Source organism: Paractinoplanes toevensis, assembly GCF_018332695.1.
Taxonomy (GTDB): domain Bacteria; phylum Actinomycetota; class Actinomycetes; order Mycobacteriales; family Micromonosporaceae; genus Actinoplanes; species Actinoplanes toevensis.
This window is the reverse complement of sequence record NZ_BOQN01000100.1, coordinates 1-15,292: the sequence shown is the minus strand read 5'-3', so window position 1 is coordinate 15,292 and position 15,292 is coordinate 1. Positions and strand designations below refer to the sequence as shown.

The 15,292-nt window shown below is 70.1% G+C and carries 17 protein-coding genes and 2 tRNA genes; 12 read left to right on the top strand and 7 right to left on the bottom strand.

Going from position 1 to position 15,292, the window contains the following annotated elements:
• Positions 1 to 2: 2 nt before the first annotated feature.
• Positions 3 to 593 carry a GyrI-like domain-containing protein gene (locus tag Ato02nite_RS37995; RefSeq protein ID WP_213011533.1) on the top strand — a complete coding sequence of 197 codons (591 nt, stop codon included), beginning with the start codon at positions 3 to 5 and terminating at the stop codon, positions 591 to 593.
• Here the strand turns inward: Ato02nite_RS37995 and Ato02nite_RS37990 are convergent.
• Positions 580 to 1,521 carry a 3-methyladenine DNA glycosylase gene (locus Ato02nite_RS37990; RefSeq protein ID WP_213011532.1) on the bottom strand — a complete coding sequence of 314 codons (942 nt, stop codon included), beginning with the start codon at positions 1,519 to 1,521 and terminating at the stop codon, positions 580 to 582. The two genes, Ato02nite_RS37995 and Ato02nite_RS37990, sit on opposite strands and share 14 nt — an antisense overlap.
• 41 nt (positions 1,522 to 1,562) lie before the next feature.
• Positions 1,563 to 2,324 carry an alpha/beta fold hydrolase gene (locus Ato02nite_RS37985; protein ID WP_213011531.1) on the bottom strand — a complete coding sequence of 254 codons (762 nt, stop codon included), beginning with the start codon at positions 2,322 to 2,324 and terminating at the stop codon, positions 1,563 to 1,565.
• A gap of 56 nt (positions 2,325 to 2,380) precedes the next feature.
• Between Ato02nite_RS37985 and Ato02nite_RS37980 the strand changes: the two genes are divergently transcribed.
• From Ato02nite_RS37980 to Ato02nite_RS37965, 4 genes are read left to right on the top strand one after another with little or no spacing between them, the layout of a single operon-like run.
• Complete coding sequence (locus Ato02nite_RS37980; RefSeq protein ID WP_213011564.1) at positions 2,381 to 3,307, top strand: ABC transporter ATP-binding protein; 927 nt, start codon at positions 2,381 to 2,383, stop codon at positions 3,305 to 3,307.
• Complete coding sequence (locus Ato02nite_RS37975; RefSeq protein WP_213011530.1) at positions 3,304 to 4,146, top strand: ABC transporter permease; 843 nt, start codon at positions 3,304 to 3,306, stop codon at positions 4,144 to 4,146. The genes Ato02nite_RS37980 and Ato02nite_RS37975 overlap by 4 nt, the downstream gene beginning before the upstream one ends.
• A complete protein-coding gene (locus Ato02nite_RS37970; RefSeq protein WP_213011529.1) occupies positions 4,143 to 4,397 on the top strand; it encodes a helix-turn-helix transcriptional regulator in 255 nt (84 codons plus the stop codon). The genes Ato02nite_RS37975 and Ato02nite_RS37970 overlap by 4 nt, the downstream gene beginning before the upstream one ends.
• 37 nt (positions 4,398 to 4,434) lie before the next feature.
• Complete coding sequence (locus Ato02nite_RS37965; RefSeq protein WP_213011528.1) at positions 4,435 to 5,229, top strand: fumarylacetoacetate hydrolase family protein; 795 nt, start codon at positions 4,435 to 4,437, stop codon at positions 5,227 to 5,229.
• Here the strand turns inward: Ato02nite_RS37965 and Ato02nite_RS37960 are convergent.
• Positions 5,218 to 7,815 (bottom strand): ATP-binding protein, encoded by a 2,598-nt coding sequence (locus tag Ato02nite_RS37960; protein ID WP_213011527.1) that lies wholly within the window; start codon positions 7,813 to 7,815, stop codon positions 5,218 to 5,220. The genes Ato02nite_RS37965 and Ato02nite_RS37960 overlap by 12 nt on opposite strands.
• 110 nt (positions 7,816 to 7,925) lie before the next feature.
• Here Ato02nite_RS37960 and Ato02nite_RS37955 point away from each other — a divergent pair, with 110 nt between their 5' ends.
• The 4 genes from Ato02nite_RS37955 (at position 7,926) to Ato02nite_RS37940 (ending at position 9,797) form a co-directional block, all read left to right on the top strand.
• Positions 7,926 to 8,735 (top strand): NAD(P)H-binding protein, encoded by an 810-nt coding sequence (locus Ato02nite_RS37955; protein WP_213011526.1) that lies wholly within the window; start codon positions 7,926 to 7,928, stop codon positions 8,733 to 8,735.
• A 63-nt stretch (positions 8,736 to 8,798) separates the two neighbouring features.
• Positions 8,799 to 8,870, top strand: a tRNA-Gln gene (locus Ato02nite_RS37950).
• Positions 8,871 to 8,960: 90 nt separating this feature from the next.
• Positions 8,961 to 9,033 (top strand) — tRNA-Glu (locus Ato02nite_RS37945).
• 68 nt (positions 9,034 to 9,101) lie between these two features.
• Entirely contained in the window at positions 9,102 to 9,797 is a 696-nt protein-coding gene (locus Ato02nite_RS37940) for an N-acyl homoserine lactonase family protein (RefSeq protein ID WP_213011525.1), read from the top strand.
• Here Ato02nite_RS37940 and Ato02nite_RS37935 read toward each other — a convergent pair.
• The 4 genes from Ato02nite_RS37935 to Ato02nite_RS37920 all read right to left on the bottom strand — a co-directional run bounded on the left by Ato02nite_RS37935 (position 9,746) and on the right by Ato02nite_RS37920 (position 12,258).
• Positions 9,746 to 10,510, bottom strand: coding sequence for an MBL fold metallo-hydrolase (locus Ato02nite_RS37935; RefSeq protein WP_246607926.1), 765 nt, complete (start codon positions 10,508 to 10,510; stop codon positions 9,746 to 9,748). The genes Ato02nite_RS37940 and Ato02nite_RS37935 overlap by 52 nt on opposite strands.
• 441 nt (positions 10,511 to 10,951) lie before the next feature.
• Positions 10,952 to 11,308 carry an esterase/lipase family protein gene (locus tag Ato02nite_RS52100; RefSeq protein ID WP_246607925.1) on the bottom strand — a complete coding sequence of 119 codons (357 nt, stop codon included), beginning with the start codon at positions 11,306 to 11,308 and terminating at the stop codon, positions 10,952 to 10,954.
• Between the two features lie 52 nt (positions 11,309 to 11,360).
• Positions 11,361 to 11,540 carry an ATP-binding protein gene (locus Ato02nite_RS37925; RefSeq protein ID WP_213011524.1) on the bottom strand — a complete coding sequence of 60 codons (180 nt, stop codon included), beginning with the start codon at positions 11,538 to 11,540 and terminating at the stop codon, positions 11,361 to 11,363.
• A 31-nt stretch (positions 11,541 to 11,571) separates the two neighbouring features.
• Entirely contained in the window at positions 11,572 to 12,258 is a 687-nt protein-coding gene (locus Ato02nite_RS37920; RefSeq protein WP_213011523.1) for an IclR family transcriptional regulator, read from the bottom strand.
• Between the two features lie 49 nt (positions 12,259 to 12,307).
• On the opposite strand from Ato02nite_RS37920, the gene leuC reads away from it, so the two are divergent.
• The 3 genes from leuC to Ato02nite_RS37905 all read left to right on the top strand — a co-directional run.
• Positions 12,308 to 13,747 carry a 3-isopropylmalate dehydratase large subunit gene (leuC, locus tag Ato02nite_RS37915; protein ID WP_213011522.1) on the top strand — a complete coding sequence of 480 codons (1,440 nt, stop codon included), beginning with the start codon at positions 12,308 to 12,310 and terminating at the stop codon, positions 13,745 to 13,747.
• 13 nt (positions 13,748 to 13,760) lie between these two features.
• Positions 13,761 to 14,348 (top strand): 3-isopropylmalate dehydratase small subunit, encoded by a 588-nt coding sequence (gene leuD, locus Ato02nite_RS37910; RefSeq protein ID WP_213011521.1) that lies wholly within the window; start codon positions 13,761 to 13,763, stop codon positions 14,346 to 14,348.
• Positions 14,349 to 14,608: 260 nt separating this feature from the next.
• Positions 14,609 to 15,292: HU family DNA-binding protein (locus Ato02nite_RS37905; protein ID WP_213011520.1), on the top strand; the 684-nt coding region annotated here is incomplete at its 3' end.

The window sequence follows — 15,292 nt, the reverse complement described above, 5'->3', positions numbered from 1 at the left end:
TCATGACGGGCAAGGTCGACTTCAAGCGCGAGATCGCCGCCTACCGCGCGCGGGCGGCCCGGTTCGAGATCGTCGACGTGCCCGACCTGCAGTACCTCATGATCGACGGCCACGGCGACCCCAACACCGGCGCGGAGTTCGCCGCCGCCACCGAGGCGCTCTACCCGGTGGCCTACCGCCTGAAGTTCGCCAGCAGGAAAATCCTGGGACGCGACTACGTCGTGATGCCCCTGGAAGGCCTGTGGTGGGCCGACGACATGGAGTCGTTCACCGGGGATCGCGACAAGTCACGTTGGGACTGGACGCTCATGATCATGGTCCCGGACTGGATCGACCAGGCCATGTTCGCCGACGCGGCGGAGAAGCCCGGCGTCCGTCTGGAGTCGCTGTCCGAGGGAAGCTGCGTGCAGACCCTGCACGTCGGTTCCTACGACGACGAGGCCCCGGCGCTGGCCCGGATGCACCACGAGTTCATCCCGGCCAACGGCCTCCGGATGACCGGCAAGCACCACGAGATCTACCTCAGCGACGCCCGCAAGACTGCCCCGGAAAAACTCCGGACCATTCTGCGGCAGCCGGTCAGCGGTGGTTGAAAGGCGCGACCGCCTCGCGGTTGCGGACGGCGTTCTCCGGGCCCATCAATTCCTCGCACACCCGGATCAGGCGGGCTCGTAGGGCGGCCGCCCGCCGGGCGAACTCGCGCTGGCGCGCCACATACTCCGCCTTGCCCTCCGGGGTTTCGATTTTCACCGGTTCGTGGCCGTAGGAGGTCAGGTCGTAGGGGCTGGCCTGCATGTCGAGCAGCCGGATGTCGCCGGCCAGGGCGAAGCAGTCGAGGGCCAGCGCGCCGGGGACGGCCGGGCCGAGTTTCTGTGCCCACTTGTGCACGTCCATCGCGGCGTGCAGGCAGCCGGGCTGGTCCAGGTCGACCTGGGTGGCCCGGGTGGGCTGCAACCGGTTCAGGCCGACGGCCTCGGGGGTGAAGAAGCGGAACGCGTCGAAATGCGTACACCGGATGGGGTTCTGCTCTACCACCCGGTCGGTCTCGGCCTGGCCGAGACGCAGCGGCAGGGGGTGGCGGTGGTCGGGGTCGCGGTAGACCATCGCCCACTCGTGCAGGCCGAAGCAGCCGGAGAAGACCGGGCGGGACGCGGTCGCGGTGAGCAGGCCGTGGATGTAGCGGACGCTCTCGCCGCGGGCGTGCAGGAACGCGACCTGGTCGAGGGTCACCACGCCGTCGGGGAATGTCATGTAGAACTTCCACGTGCCCTGCTCGGCCAGGCCGGCGGGGGCGGGCGCCAGGCCGGCGCCGACGCCGGGGTGCCAGCGGCGCAGCTGGGCCGGCCGGGTGCCGTAGTAGTCGTAGAGGAAGTCTTCGATCGCGTGCTTTTCCCCGGTGGCGCGACGGGAGCGGTGGCCCGCGGTCATCTCGTCGGCCCGCTCGGCGTGGGCTCGGGCGAGGGGAATCCAGGTGACCGAGGGCAGCGTGGTGGTGAGCGCCCTCACCTGCTTGATCCCCATCGCATCAGCGTATCCAGCCGACGCGATCAACACGATCACCGTTAGGCGCGAATGAGGTCCGCCACGGCGGCCGGGTCTCCCAAGTCTGGTGCATTATGGTCAAATTCGGGCGTCATGATGACCTTGGCGTTCGGCATGATCTCGGCAAGAAACGGCAAAGCCTCCTGGATGTACGCCGGGGACCGGCCGCCGCCGAGCAGGAGAGCCGGCGCGGTGACCGCCGCATAGCGACTTCCGTCGGAGTCCATCGCTCGTATCTCCCCGAGTTCCCGGGTGACCGTCGGCAGCAGTTCGCGCACCGCCCGGCCCTCGGTGGTGAACCGCTGCATCGCCCAGACGGCTGCGGTGACGACCGGCCCGCCCGGCATCAGGTCGACCGAGTGCAGGAAGTGGACCTGGGCTCGAGCGGGCTTGCCCGCGGCGAGCAGCTGCGCGTAGCGGGGCATCCAGTCGAACGGCATCGCGCCGTGGATGCTCACCCCGGGCTCGTAGGCGATGACCCGGTCGAGATCGGTGCGCAGCGCGGCGTGCAGGGCGATCAGCCCGCCGTAGCTGTGCCCGAAGAGCTGCCGGGACCCGGTCTCCGACAGCACCTCGAGGGCGTCGGACACCTCTTGGTCCAGGCCGTAGGAGGAGCCTTGGGCCGGGCTGCGGCCGCGGCCGCGCCGTTCGACCACATGCACGGTGTACGCCGGTGACAGGGCGGCGGCCAGCGCGGCGTAATGGCGGGCGCGCCGGGTCGAACCGGGGAGCACGACGAGCCCGGGCCCTTGACCGACGGTCACAACATCGACAGAAGACATGTTCTCGAATGTAGTACACCTACTACAATTTTGATACTGTGCTGGACATGGGAGGAATGACTTTGACGGGGGAGCTCGACGCCGGCCTCGACGTGCCGGTCGACGAGCGGGTCATCGACGTCCGTGACCTGCGCATGCGTTACGGCGCGAAGGACGTGCTGGCCGGCGTCAGCTTCACGGCCCGGCGTGGTGAGGTGCTGGCCCTGCTCGGGCCCAACGGCGCGGGCAAGACCACGACCATCGAGATCCTCGAGGGTTTCCGCATGCGATCGGCCGGCGAGGTGCGGGTGCTCGGCGTCGACCCGGCGGGCGCCGGCGAGCACTGGCGGGCCCGCGTCGGCGTGGTCCTGCAGTCCTGGCGCGACCACGGCAAGTGGCGGGTCCGGGAGCTGCTCAAGCATTTGGGTACGTATTACGCGCCCTACTCGACCGACGAGATCCGCCGGCCGTGGCCGGTCGACGACCTGCTCGACGCGGTCGGGCTCACCGCGCACGCCGATCAGCGGGTCATGCGGCTCTCCGGCGGCCAGCGGCGCCGTCTCGACGTGGCGATCGGCATCGTGGGCCGGCCCGAGCTGCTGTTCCTCGACGAGCCGACGACCGGGTTCGACCCGGCCGCCCGCCGCGAGTTCCATGACCTGGTGCACCGGCTCACCGATGTGGACGAAACCACCATCCTGCTGACCACCCACGACCTCGACGAGGCCGAGAAACTGGCCGACCGCATCGTGATCCTCAACGACGGCCTGATCATCGCGGACGGCTCGGCCGACCAGTTGTCCCGCCAGGTGACCGGCCTCACCGAGGTCCGCTGGACCCGTGACGGCCAGCGGTTCATCCACGCGGCGGAAGACGCGACCGCGTTCGTCCGGCAGCTCTTCCTGCAGTACGGCGAGGACATCGCCGACCTGGAAGTGCGTCGCAACAGTCTGGAAGACACGTACATGAAGCTGGTGCTGGACGCCGAGGGAGGCGAGCGATGATCTCGACTCTCCGGGCCGGGCTGGCCCGCGGTGGCATCGAGTTGAAGCAGACCCTGACCACGCCGAGCGACCTGTCGTCGTACCTGATCCCGGCGCTCATCCTGTTCGGCACGATCTTCTTCCAGCGCGACGCGCACGTGCCCGGCACGTCCTTCTCGCTCGGGGCGAGCACGCTGCCCGGGGTGTTCGGGATGGGCATCGCGTTCGGCAGCCTGCTGACGGTCGCCCAGCTGCTGACCGTGGAGCGGGAGGACGGCACGCTGCTGCGAGCCAAGGCCACGCCGAACGGGATGGGTGGATACCTGGCCGGCAAGGCCGTGCTGGTCGGCGGCATGACCGGGGTGAGCCTGCTGCTCCAGTTGGTGCCGGGGCTGTTCTTGGTGGAGGGCCTGCACGTGAGCGCAACCGGCTGGCTCACCCTGCTGTGGCTGGTGCCGCTCGGGTTCCTGGCGACCATGCCGCTCGGCGCGGTGCTCGGCTCGATCTTCGACAACCCGCGCAACATGGCCCTGGTGACCCTGCCGATCTTCGGACTGGTCGCGCTCTCCGGCATCTTCTATCCGATCACCGGTTTCCCGGGCTGGCTGCAGGCCATCGGGCAGGTCTTCCCGATCTACTGGCTAGGGTTGGGCATGCGTTCGGTGTTCCTGCCCGATTCGATGGCCCTGGTCGAGTTGACCCACTCCTGGCGGCATCTGGAGACGTTCGGCGTGCTCGCGCTGTGGACCGTGGTGGGTCTCGGGCTGGCGCCGGCCGTGTTGCGGCGGATGGCGCGCCGGGAGTCCGGTTCGGCGGTCGAGGCGCGGCGGCAGCGGGCAATGGCGACCGTCGGCCGATGAGCAGCGAGGTCACGTACAACCGGATCGCGATGCTGCGTGCCGAGCGCGGCATCTCGCGGCGGCAGCTCGCCGACGCTCTCGGGGTGCACTACCAGACGGTGGGCTACCTGGAGCGCGGCGAGTTCAGCCCGAGCCTGCACCTGGCGCTGCGGATCTGCGCCTACTTCGAGGTGCCGGTCGAGGTGGTGTTCTCGCTCGAGCCGTTCCCGCGGCTGGGCGCGGAGTCCAACGGAGCTGCCCGGTCGGCGTAGATTTCGGGGGAGAGCCTCGAGAGATAGGGAATTCTTCGTGCGTTTCGCCCGCTTTGTCCATGCTGGTGGAGTTTCGTTCGGTGTCGTCGAGGGCGCCGAGGGCGAAGGCCTGACCATCGCCGAGATCGACTCGATTCCGTTCGCGAAGGTGCAGTTCACCGGCCAGCGCTGGGCGCTCGCCGACGTCCGGCTGCTCGCCCCGATCTTCGCGAGCAAGGTGATCGGAGTCGGCCGCAACTACGCCGACCACGCCGCCGAGCTCGGCAACGCCGTACCCAAAGAGCCGTTGATCTTCCTGAAGCCGTCCACCTCGGTGATCGGGCCGAACGACGCGATCCGGCTGCCACCGCAGTCGCAGCGGGTCGAGGAGGAGGCCGAGCTGGCCGTCGTGATCGGCGCGAGCGGCGCCCGCCGGGTCGACCGGGCCGGCGCCGAGGCGGCGATCTTCGGCTACACCATCGGCAACGACGTCACCGCCCGTGACCTGCAGCGCAGCGACCCGCAGTGGACCAGGGCCAAGGGTTTCGACTCGTTCTGCCCGATCGGCCCGTGGATCGTCACCGGTCTCGACGTGAGCGACCTCGAGATCCGCTGCGAGGTCGGTCGCAACCCCGACGCGATGGAGGTGCGCCAGATCGGCCGCACCAAGGACATGGTCTTCGACGTCCCCACCCTGGTGTCGTACGTCTCGCACGTCATGACGCTGCTGCCCGGCGACATCATCCTGACCGGCACCCCGGCCGGGGTCAGCGAGCTGACCACCGGCGACACCGTCTCGATCACCGTGCAGGGCATCGGGGAGCTGCGCAACCCGGTGGTCTCATTGGAATAGCGCGACCGCCGCGGCCCACGACATGCCGCTCGCCGCCCGGTACGCCCGGGCCACCTCATCGGTGGTCAGGGCGGACCGGGCATTTTTCTCGGCCGCGTCCCGATCGCGTACCTCATCGGGGGTGAAGATCGCCGAACCGAGGGCCGACCGCTCCCGTTCGGCCACGGCCAGCAGGGTCAGCGCCCGTTCGGGCGGCTCCAGCTGGGCCAGTCCTTCGACGGCGTCGAGCTGACCCTCGGTGATGCCCAGCTCGGTGTAGAGGGCGAGCGCCTGTCGCAGGTGACCGCCGGATTTTTCCGGATCCCGCAGACGCCGAGCGACGATCCCGAGGTTCGTCAGCGCGGCGGCCTCGCCGCGTTTTTCGCCGATCGCTCGGAACGCCACCCGGGCTCGCTCGAACAGCGGCCCGGCCTCGTCGAGACGATCCAGGCAGCGCAGCGTCCCGGCCGTGTTGTTCAGCCCGGCCGCGATCATCCGGGCATCGCCCGCCTTTTCGGCCAGCGTCAGAGCTTCATAGCCGTAGGCCAGCGAGGCCTCGTAGTCGCCCTGCCCCTGCGCGGTGATCAGCAGGTTGTTCAGCGCGGCCAGCACCCCGGGCTGGTCGTCGAGCAGCCGGAACGTCGCCAGGCCCTGCTCACCGAGCCGTCGTGCCTCGCTCAGGTCACCGCTGTTACGAGCGAGTGCGGCTGCCGCCCGGAGCGCCTTGGCCCGGCCCACCGACGGACCTGGCGGCGCGGTGTCGAGCGCGTGCCGCAGCCACCCACGGCCCTCGGCCATCCGGCCGGTGATCCACCAGTACCACCACATCGCGGCGGCCAGGGTCAGCCCGTCGGCCGGGTCGCCGTCGGTCAGCGACCACTCCAGCGCGGCCAGCACGCTCGGGTGCGCGGCGTCCATCGACGCCAGCCAGGCGGTGTGGGCCGGGCCGTCCGGCGGGGGCGGGGTGGCGAGCCGGTCGAGCCAGAGCGCCACGAACCGGCGGCGGGCCGGGTCGGCGGCGGGCAGGCGCTCGGCCGCGTACTCCCGGATCGTCGCGATCAGCCGGTACCGAGAACCGTCCCAGTCGACCATCGAACGATCGGTGAGCTGGGTCAGCGGGTCGAGCGCGTCGGCGCCGTGCACCCGCCCGGCGGCGTCGAGATCGAACGGCCCGGCGAACAGGCTGAGCCGGGCCAGCAAACCCTGCTGAACCTCGTCGAGCAGGTCGTGCCCCCAGTCGATGGCCGCCCGCATGGTGCGGTGCCGTTCCACCGGGGAGTTGCCGATGAGCAGGTCGAGACGGCCGGTGACGGCGGCCAGCGGCAGCGAGCGCAGCCGGGCGGCGGCCAGTTCCAGGGCGAGCGGCAGGCCGTCGAGGCGCCGGCACAGCTCGGCGGCGGGCTCCTGCTCGGCGGCCCGCAGGCCGGTGCCGCCCCGGGCGGCGGCCACCCGGTCGGCGAACAGCCGCACGGCGTCGGACGCGGTCAGACCGGGCAGCGGGCAGAGTGTCTCGCCGGGGATCCCCAACGGCTCCCGGCTGGTCGCCAGCACCCGCAGGCTCGGCACCGCCCGGATCAGATCGTCCACCGTGGCCGCCGCGCCGGCCCGCACGTGCTCGCAGTTGTCCACCACGAGCAGCGCCCGGCGATCGCCGACATGGTGGGCGAACGCCTCGACCGCGGACACTCCCGGTTCGTCGCGCACGCCCGCCGCGGCGGCGAACCGGGTCGCGTCGGCCGACGCGTAACCGGCCAGCTCGACGACCAGGACCAGGTCGTACTCGGCGGCGACCTCGCGGGCCAGCTCGTACGCGAATCGGGTCTTGCCGCAGCCGCCCGGCCCGGTCACGGTGAGCAGCCGGGTCTCGCCGGCCAGGGCGTGCGCCCGGTCCAGCTCGGCGCGGCGGCCGATGAAGCGGCTGCGCGAGCCGGGCAGACCCGGCGCCGGACGGTCCAGCGTCGGGTCGCGCCGGCGAATACCCGCGGCGAGGGCCGCGAGATTCGGTCCGGCTTCCATTTCGTACGACCGGAGCACGGTGGCCGCCGAGGCGAAGACCTCCAGTGCCTCGGCCGACCGCCCGGCCCGATGCAGCACCAGCATCAGGCGCTCGACCAACGGCTCGGCGACCGGATCGGCGGCCACCCAGGCACTCAACTCGGCCAGCACCGGACGGCCCGCGGCCAGTTCCCGATCGACCCAGTCGCGCCGCCGCGCGAGCAGCAACTCGGTCAGCCGGGCCGCGGCCGCCTCGACGATCGGCCCAGCGCCGCCGGCCTCGTAGGCCGGCCCACGCCACAGCCCGAGGTCACCGGTCGTCTCGAACTCGGCCGCGTCCAGCTCGCCGGCCCGCAACGCGTAGCCACCGGCCGTCGAAAGCAGCCGGTCACCGACCACTTTGCGCAGAGCGGACGCGTGCACCTGCAGGGCCGGCCCGGCGGTGGCCGGTGCACCCTCGGGCCACAGCTCGGCGATCAGCCTCTCGGCCGAGACGAGCTGCCCGTCCGCCGCGAGCAGCGCCGCGAGCAGGGCACGCGGCCGGGGAGCGAGCGGCACGACGGCGCCGCCGGAGGTCACCACCCGCACCGGGCCCAGCACCTCGAAGCGCATCGGTCTCCGTCTTAAGCGTTTGTTTGGCGACCGGACTCACGCTAGCGGGCGCAGTCAGCGTCGCCACCACCCCAGCGTTCCGGCATTCTGTCCTGTGGGGGGATATCGAGATGAAGATCCTGGTTACCGGAGCCACCACCAACATCGGGCGGATGGTCGTCGACGAGTTGCTCGCACTGGGCGCCGACGACGTACGCGCCCTGACCGTCGACCCGGTGCGGGCCGCGCTGCCGGCCGGCGTCGAGATCGCCCGCGGCTTCCTCGGTCGGCCGTCGACGCTGCCCGCCGCGTACGCCGGGGTGGACGTTCTCTACCTCGCGCCCTACCTGCCCACCGTGACCGAGGCGTGCCGGCTGGCCGCCGAGGCCGGCATCTCCCGGGTCGTCGACCTGGCCGGGCCCAAGGGCGAGCACTGGCAGGCCGTCGAGGACGCGGTCGAGGCGGCCGGGCTGCCGTTCACCCACCTCGAGCCGGGCGAGTTCATGGCCAACGCGGCGATCTGGAGCCGGCAGATCCGGGCCGGCGACGAGGTGCGCGATGCCTTCGGGGACGCGGCCAACGCACCGATCGCCCAGGAGGACATCGCGGCGGTGGCCGCCCGCGCGCTCCTCGACGACGGCCTGGTGGGTCGCTCGCTGGAGTTGACCGGACCGGAGACGCTCAGCCGCCGCCGGAAGGTGGAGCTGATCGGGGAGGCGCTCGGCCGTGAGCTTCGTTACGTCGAGTTACCGCGCGACGAGGCGGTCGCGGAGTTGGCGACGGACATGGGCGAGCACGCCGCCTGGTACGTCGACGGCCTCGAGATGCTTGCTGAGTACCCCCAGCCGGCCGTGCCGACGGTTGCCGAGATAACGGGCCGACCTGCGACGACGTTTCTCGAGTGGGCCCGCCGGAACGCTGATCTCTTCGAGGACCGGTAACCCGATTTGGTAGGCCCGGGGTGGTCGGGTAGAGTTTCTTCTCGGCGCGGGAAACCGGGCCAATGGGGTATGGGGTAATTGGCAGCCCGACTGATTCTGGTTCAGTTAGTCTAGGTTCGAGTCCTGGTACCCCAGCGCTACCGTTCCCGCAAAGGCCGGTGGAGCTGGACTTCTGATAGAGTTCGGCCCGCCGCTGAGCGAGAGCGCAGCAGCAAAGCAAGTCCTGGCCCCGTCGTCTAGCGGCCTAGGACGCCGCCCTCTCAAGGCGGTAGCGAGGGTTCGAATCCCTTCGGGGCTACACAGCGTAGCGGCCTTACATCGAAAGATGTGAGGCCGCTTCTGTGTTTCAGCCGGAATAATGTCCGGATGGCTGACACCGTGGTCCGTCGAGTCGATCTCGGCTATTTCGTCCGTCCCGCGTCGGAAACCGGCACCGGGCACCCCCGCGTTGAGCCCACCCTCGGCTACCTGATCGAGCACGAGCTCGGCACCGTCCTGGTCGACACCGGCATGGGCAGCCATCCGGAGGTGGACGCGTGGTACCACCCGCGCCGGATCCCGCTCGCCACCGCGCTGAAAGCGTCCGGCGCGAAGATCGACGACGTGCGGTACGTGGTCAACTGCCACCTGCATTTCGACCACTGCGGCGGCAACCCGCTGCTGGCCGGCCGCCCGGTCTTCACCCAGCGCGCCGAGCTGGCCTCGGCCCGGACGACGCCGGACTACACGCTGCCGCCGCTGATCGATCACCCCGGTGCCCGCTACGAGGAGCTGGACGGCGAGACCGAGATCCTGCCCGGCGTGGTGATCCTGCCGACCCCCGGACACACCGCGGGCCACCAGTCGGTGCTGGTGGCCCGCGGCGACGGCACCGTGATCGTGGCCGGCCAGAGTCACGACAACGCCAGCCTGTTCACCGGCGACGTCCTGGCCCAGCGGGCCGGGGTCGGCCACTATCCGGCCTGGCTGCACCGGATCCTGGCGCACGACCCGAAACAGGTCGTCTTCGCTCACGACAACGCGGTCTGGACCCCCGGTTCGAGCCAGGTGAGCGCACCCTGAGGAAAGGCTGCCGTGATCTCGGCCCGCCCCTCGTGGAAGTGCGACCAGCCCTCGTAGTGCACCGGCACGATCTGCCGCGGCTTGATGGCGGCCGCCAGCCGCACCGCGTCCCGCCCGGTCATCGTGTACCGGGCGGGCCCGGTGAGCCCGAACTGCACCTTCCCCAGGTGCAGGACGGCGGTGTCCACGTCGAACCGGGACGCCACCTCCAGCACGCCGGGGAAGACCACCGTGTCCCCGGAGATCCACACCACGGTGGCCGAGCCGGCCGGCCGCAGCGCGAAGCCGATGCTCGGTCCGAAGATCGGCAACAGCACGGCCGGTCCGTGCCGGGACGGTGTCGCGGTGATCTCCAGCTCGCCGACGGGCGTGCTCGCCCACGGTTTCAGGCCGGTGGCGTTGCCGCCGAGCCGCCGCGCGCCCACCGTCGTGGTGATCATCGTCGGCACCGACGGCAGGAGCGCCCGGCCCGAGTCGTCGAGGTTGTCGGCGTGCTGGTCGTGGGTCACCAGAACGGCGTCGACCGGCCCGATCTCGGCGAGCGGAATCGCCGGCCCGGTGGTCTTGCGGGACGACGTGCCCCAGCCGAACGAGTACCGCCGGCCGGGGGTGTCGAACGTCGGGTCGACCAGCAGCCGCACCCCGCCGATCTCCAGGAGCGTGGTCGGCCCGCCGATGTGGGTGATGTTCATCCGGCGTGCGCCAGTGCCCATTCCAGGACCTCGTCGGCGGCAGCAGGTGGGCGTAACCCTCGTACTCCCGCCGCTCGGTGATCGTGGCTGATTTGTAGTGCTTGGCGTTCGACTCCTGGATCGCGGGCGGCATGATGTGGTCCTCGGAGCCGGAGCCGGAGCCGGAGCCGGAGCCGGAGCCGGAGCCGGAGCCGGAGCCGGAGCCGGAGCCGGAGACGAACAGCAGCGGTGCCCGGTTGTCGTTGTGGTAATCGACCCAGGTGTCCTGGTGGCCGGGCTGGAAGTTGGCGAGCACCCCGCCCCACAGGATGCCGCCGCTGGCCGGGATGGCGTACCGCTCCCACAGTGCCCGCGCCTCGTCGTCGGCGAAGGTGTTGGTGAAGGCGTACTTCCATTCCTCGAAGGTCAGCCCGATGGCCTTGTGCCGGTTGGCCGGGGTCCTCAGCACCGGGAAGGTGGACTTCAGCTGGGACAGCAGCACCACCCGGACCCCCTCGGTGGGCGCCGAGTTGAGGGCCACGCCGGCCGCGCCGAACCCGTGGTCGAGCAGGATCTGGGTGAACGCGCCGCCGGCCGAGTGCCCGATGATGATCGCGGCTCGGGCAGGGCCCGGATCGCCTCCTCGTAGTGCGCGATGATCTGCGGCACGGTGACGTCGCTGATCGGGGTCGGATCGGCGTTCAGCGCCTCGACCTCGACCTCGAAACCGGGGTAGGCCGGCGCGATCACCTGACGGCCCTTGGCCTCGTAGTGTGCTTTCCAGTGCTCCCAGCTGCGCGGGGTCACCCAAAACCCGTGTACCAGAACGATCGGCTTCATGCGTCGATCGTGGTGGGAGCGCGTCCATCGGCGAATCACGTGCGACGCGTAGTCAGTCGTGCAAACTCCCGCGTAGTGCGTCGGTGGCAGTGCTCTCGGCGTACCGAAGCAGTGCGGTCTTGCCGACGCCGGCCTCGCCGCGCAGCACCGAGCTCGCGCTGCGCCCACCTCGCGCCTGCTGCACAAGCGCGTCGATGGACGCGCACTCCAACTCTCGCCCGAAGAGCCGCACGCGCGCACCCTGTCGAGCTGTCGTTACGTGATTACAAACCGGAAAGTCGTTGCCCGGCGCGGACGACGGCCATCGCGTGCCGCTCGCCGGGACGGCGGCCCAGACGCTCGATCGGACCGCTTATCGAAATCGACGCGATGACCCGGCCCGTCCGGTCGCGGATCGGCGCCGAGACACTCGCCACACCCGGCTCGCGCTCGGCGACGCTCTGCGCCCAGCCGCGGCGCCGCACCTCGGCGAGCGTGCGGCCGGTGAACTTGCAGCGGGGCAGCAGCGGCATGACCGCCTCGGGCGGCTCCCAGGCGAGCAGGATCTGGGCGGCCGAACCGGCCGTCATCGGCAGCACCGAACCGACCGGTACGGTGTCTCGGAGGCCACTCGCGCGTTCCGCGGCGGCAACACAGATTCGCTCGTCTGCACGACGCAAGTACAACTGCGCGCTCTCCCCGGTTGCGTCCCGCAATGCGGAAAGCAGGGGTTCGGCGGCGGTCAGCAGAACGTCCGGAGCGGCGTTCGCGAGCTCGCCCAGACGGGGGCCCGGACGCCACCTTCCCTGGGTGTCCCGGACCAGCAGCCGATGGATCTCCAGGGCTTGGGCCAGGCGATGTGCGGTCGCCCGGGGCAGCTTCGTACGGTCTACTAGCTCGGCCAGGCTGGCGCCGTCGACACATGCGGCGAGGATGACAACCGCCTTGTCGAGAACGCCGACACCGCTCATACTGTGTCCCACAAGCCGAAACATACCTCCCAGAATTTAGGATGTCCAGATGGTGGGAGTCACTCCGAGGACCCTGGCCGAAAAGGTCTGGGACGACCATGTCGTGCGTGCTGCCGAGGGTGAGCCTGATCTGCTCTACATCGACCTGCACCTGCTGCACGAGGTGACCAGCCCGCAGGCCTTCGATGGACTGCGCCTGGCCGGTCGCCCGGTGCGCCGCACCGACCTGACCCTCGCGACCGAGGATCACAACACCCCGACCGGGTATGACGATCCCTCGTTCAACACCAAGCGCGGCGAGCTCTTCACGATCGTCGACACCGTCTCTCGCACGCAGATCGAGACGCTGCGCAAGAACTGCGCCGAGTTCGGTGTGCAGATCCGCCCGCTCGGCGACGTGAACCAGGGCATCGTGCACGTGATCGGGCCGCAGCTCGGCCTGACCCAGCCCGGCCTGACCATCGTCTGCGGCGACTCGCACACCGCGACCCACGGCGCGTTCGGCGCGCTGGCCTTCGGCATCGGCACCAGCGAGGTCGAGCACGTCCTGGCGACCCAGACGCTGCCCCAGGCCAAACCCAAGACGATGGCCGTGACCGTGGTCGGCGAGCTGCAGCCCGGCGTCTCCGCGAAGGACCTGATCCTCGCGCTCATCACGCAGACCGGCACCGGCGGCGGCAACGGCCACATCGTGGAGTACCGCGGCGAGGCCATCCGCAAGCTCTCCATGGAGGGCCGGATGACCATCTGCAACATGAGCATCGAGTGGGGTGCCAAGGCCGGCATGATCGCGCCGGACGAGACGACGTTCGCCTACCTCGAAGGCCGCGAGCACGCGCCCAAGGGCGAGGCGTGGGACGCCGCGGTGGCCTACTGGAAGACCCTCGTCACCGACGAGGGCGCCGAGTTCGACACCGAGATCATCCTGGATGCCTCGGCGGTCAGCCCGTTCATCACCTGGGGCACCAACCCGGGCCAGGGCGCGGCGCTCGACAGCGTGGTGCCCGACCCGGACGAGTTCATCGAGGAGACCGACCGCAACGCGGCCCGGCGTGCCCTGGAATACATGGCCCTCACGCCCGGCACCCCGTTCCGCGAGGTCCCGGTCGACGTGGTCTTCGTCGGCTCGTGCACCAACGGCCGGCTCGAGGACCTGCGCGCCGCGGCCGACGTGCTGCGCGGCCACAAGGTGCACGACGACGTCCGGATGATGATCGTCCCGGGTTCCTATCAGGTGCGCGAGGCCGCCGAGGCCGAGGGGCTCGACAAGGTCTTCACCTCCGCGGGTGCCGAGTGGCGCTTCGCCGGCTGCTCGATGTGCCTGGGCATGAACCCCGACACGCTCAGCCCCGGCCAGCGCGCCGCCTCCACTTCCAACCGCAACTTCGAGGGCCGGCAGGGCAAGGGCGGGCGTACGCATCTGGTTTCCCCGCAGGTTGCCGCCGCTACGGCCGTGGTGGGTCGCCTCGCCTCGCCCGCCGATCTGTGACAGGAGTTTCCCGATGGACAAATTCGAGACCCACAGCGGCAAGGTCATGCCGCTGCGCCGTTCTGATGTGGACACCGACCAGATCATCCCGGCCGTCTACCTGAAGCGGGTCACCCGCACCGGCTTCGAGGACGGGCTGTTCAGCGCCTGGCGCGAGGACCCGGGCTTCGTGCTGCACAACCCGGCCCACGCCGGAGCCACGATCCTGGTGGCCGGCCCCAACTTCGGCACCGGCTCGTCCCGGCAGCACGCGGTGTGGGCGTTGCGCGACTGGGGCTTCAAGGTGGTCATCGCCTCCCGGTTCGGCGACATCTTCCGTGGCAACGCCCTCAAGGAGGGTCTGCTGCCGGTCCAGCTCGACCAGAAAGCCATCGAAGCCCTCTGGGATATGGCCGACAGCGAGCCGGAGAAAGAGATCACCGTGGACCTCGGCGCGCGTCAGGTGCGCGTGGACGACGCATCCTGGCCGTTCCCTATCGATGATTTCAGTCGTTGGCGCCTGATGGAGGGGCTCGACGACATCGGACTGACCTTGCGCCACTCCGAATCGATCACCGAGTACGAGAAGCGGCGGCTTGCTTTCAAGCCGGTCGTCGCCTGAGGCGGAAAACGCTGTCAGTACACGGAAATTCGCCCCCACCGGATCCCCGGTGGGGGCGAATTCGTTGCAACACAAGGGTTTTTTTGCCACGAATGTTTGTGTCTGCTGGTCAGAGGGCATACGGTGCGCGCAGAATGGCTCGCATTGGGCCACGTGAGGCTTGTTCGCGACGGATGAGGTCTTTCTGCACCGGTCGACCACCTACGCGACTCAAGGTAGGTCGCGAACACGCTTCATTCTCATCGTTCGGGAGGAATACCGTGAACAAGGCCGAGCTCATCGAGGCGCTCGCCGCCCGACTCGGAGACCGGAAGACGGCGACGGCGGCATTGGATGCGGTCATCGCCGAGGTCGAGAACGCCGTCACCAAGGGCGACAAGGTCGCGATCACCGGCTTCGGGTCCTTCGAGAAGCGGGTTCGCAATGCGCGCACCGCGCGCAATCCGAGGACTGGCGAAGCGGTGAAAGTGAAGAAGACATCGGTGCCGGCGTTCCGGCCCGGTACCGCTTTCCGGGAGATGGTCGCGAACGGGAAGGCCGCCAAGGCCGCTCCCGCCAAGAAGACCGCGACCGCCGCCGCCACCAAGGCCACCACGGCCCGGAAGGCGACCACCACCGCCGCCAAGGCGGCGCCGGCCACCAAGGCGGCTCCGGCCAAGAAGACGGCCACCGCCACCAAGACGGCCGCGGCCAAGAAGACCGCGCCCGCCAAGACGACCGCCACCAAGGCCGCCGCCACCAAGGCGACCGCGACAAAGGCGACCGCCACCAAGGCGACCGCGACCAAGGCGACCGCGGCCAAGAAGACCGCGCCCGCCAAGACTGCGTCCGCCAAGACCGCGACCGCCACCAAGACGGCCCCGGCCAAGAAGACCGCGACCGCCACCAAGACGGCTCCGGCCAAGAAGACCGCGACCGCCACCAAGGCGGCTCCGGCCAAGAAG

Coding starts and splice junctions, on each gene's coding strand:
- Ato02nite_RS37995 (WP_213011533.1), top strand. CDS start 3: ATGACGGGCAAGGTCGACTTCAAGCGCGAGATCGCCGCCTACCGCGCG.
- Ato02nite_RS37990 (WP_213011532.1), bottom strand. CDS start 1,521: ATGGGGATCAAGCAGGTGAGGGCGCTCACCACCACGCTGCCCTCGGTC.
- Ato02nite_RS37985 (WP_213011531.1), bottom strand. CDS start 2,324: ATGTCTTCTGTCGATGTTGTGACCGTCGGTCAAGGGCCCGGGCTCGTC.
- Ato02nite_RS37980 (WP_213011564.1), top strand. CDS start 2,381: ATGACTTTGACGGGGGAGCTCGACGCCGGCCTCGACGTGCCGGTCGAC.
- Ato02nite_RS37975 (WP_213011530.1), top strand. CDS start 3,304: ATGATCTCGACTCTCCGGGCCGGGCTGGCCCGCGGTGGCATCGAGTTG.
- Ato02nite_RS37970 (WP_213011529.1), top strand. CDS start 4,143: ATGAGCAGCGAGGTCACGTACAACCGGATCGCGATGCTGCGTGCCGAG.
- Ato02nite_RS37960 (WP_213011527.1), bottom strand. CDS start 7,815: ATGCGCTTCGAGGTGCTGGGCCCGGTGCGGGTGGTGACCTCCGGCGGC.
- Ato02nite_RS37955 (WP_213011526.1), top strand. CDS start 7,926: ATGAAGATCCTGGTTACCGGAGCCACCACCAACATCGGGCGGATGGTC.
- Ato02nite_RS37940 (WP_213011525.1), top strand. CDS start 9,102: ATGGCTGACACCGTGGTCCGTCGAGTCGATCTCGGCTATTTCGTCCGT.
- Ato02nite_RS37935 (WP_246607926.1), bottom strand. CDS start 10,510: ATGGGCACTGGCGCACGCCGGATGAACATCACCCACATCGGCGGGCCG.
- Ato02nite_RS52100 (WP_246607925.1), bottom strand. CDS start 11,308: ATGAAGCCGATCGTTCTGGTACACGGGTTTTGGGTGACCCCGCGCAGC.
- Ato02nite_RS37920 (WP_213011523.1), bottom strand. CDS start 12,258: ATGAGCGGTGTCGGCGTTCTCGACAAGGCGGTTGTCATCCTCGCCGCA.
- leuC (WP_213011522.1), top strand. CDS start 12,308: ATGGTGGGAGTCACTCCGAGGACCCTGGCCGAAAAGGTCTGGGACGAC.
- leuD (WP_213011521.1), top strand. CDS start 13,761: ATGGACAAATTCGAGACCCACAGCGGCAAGGTCATGCCGCTGCGCCGT.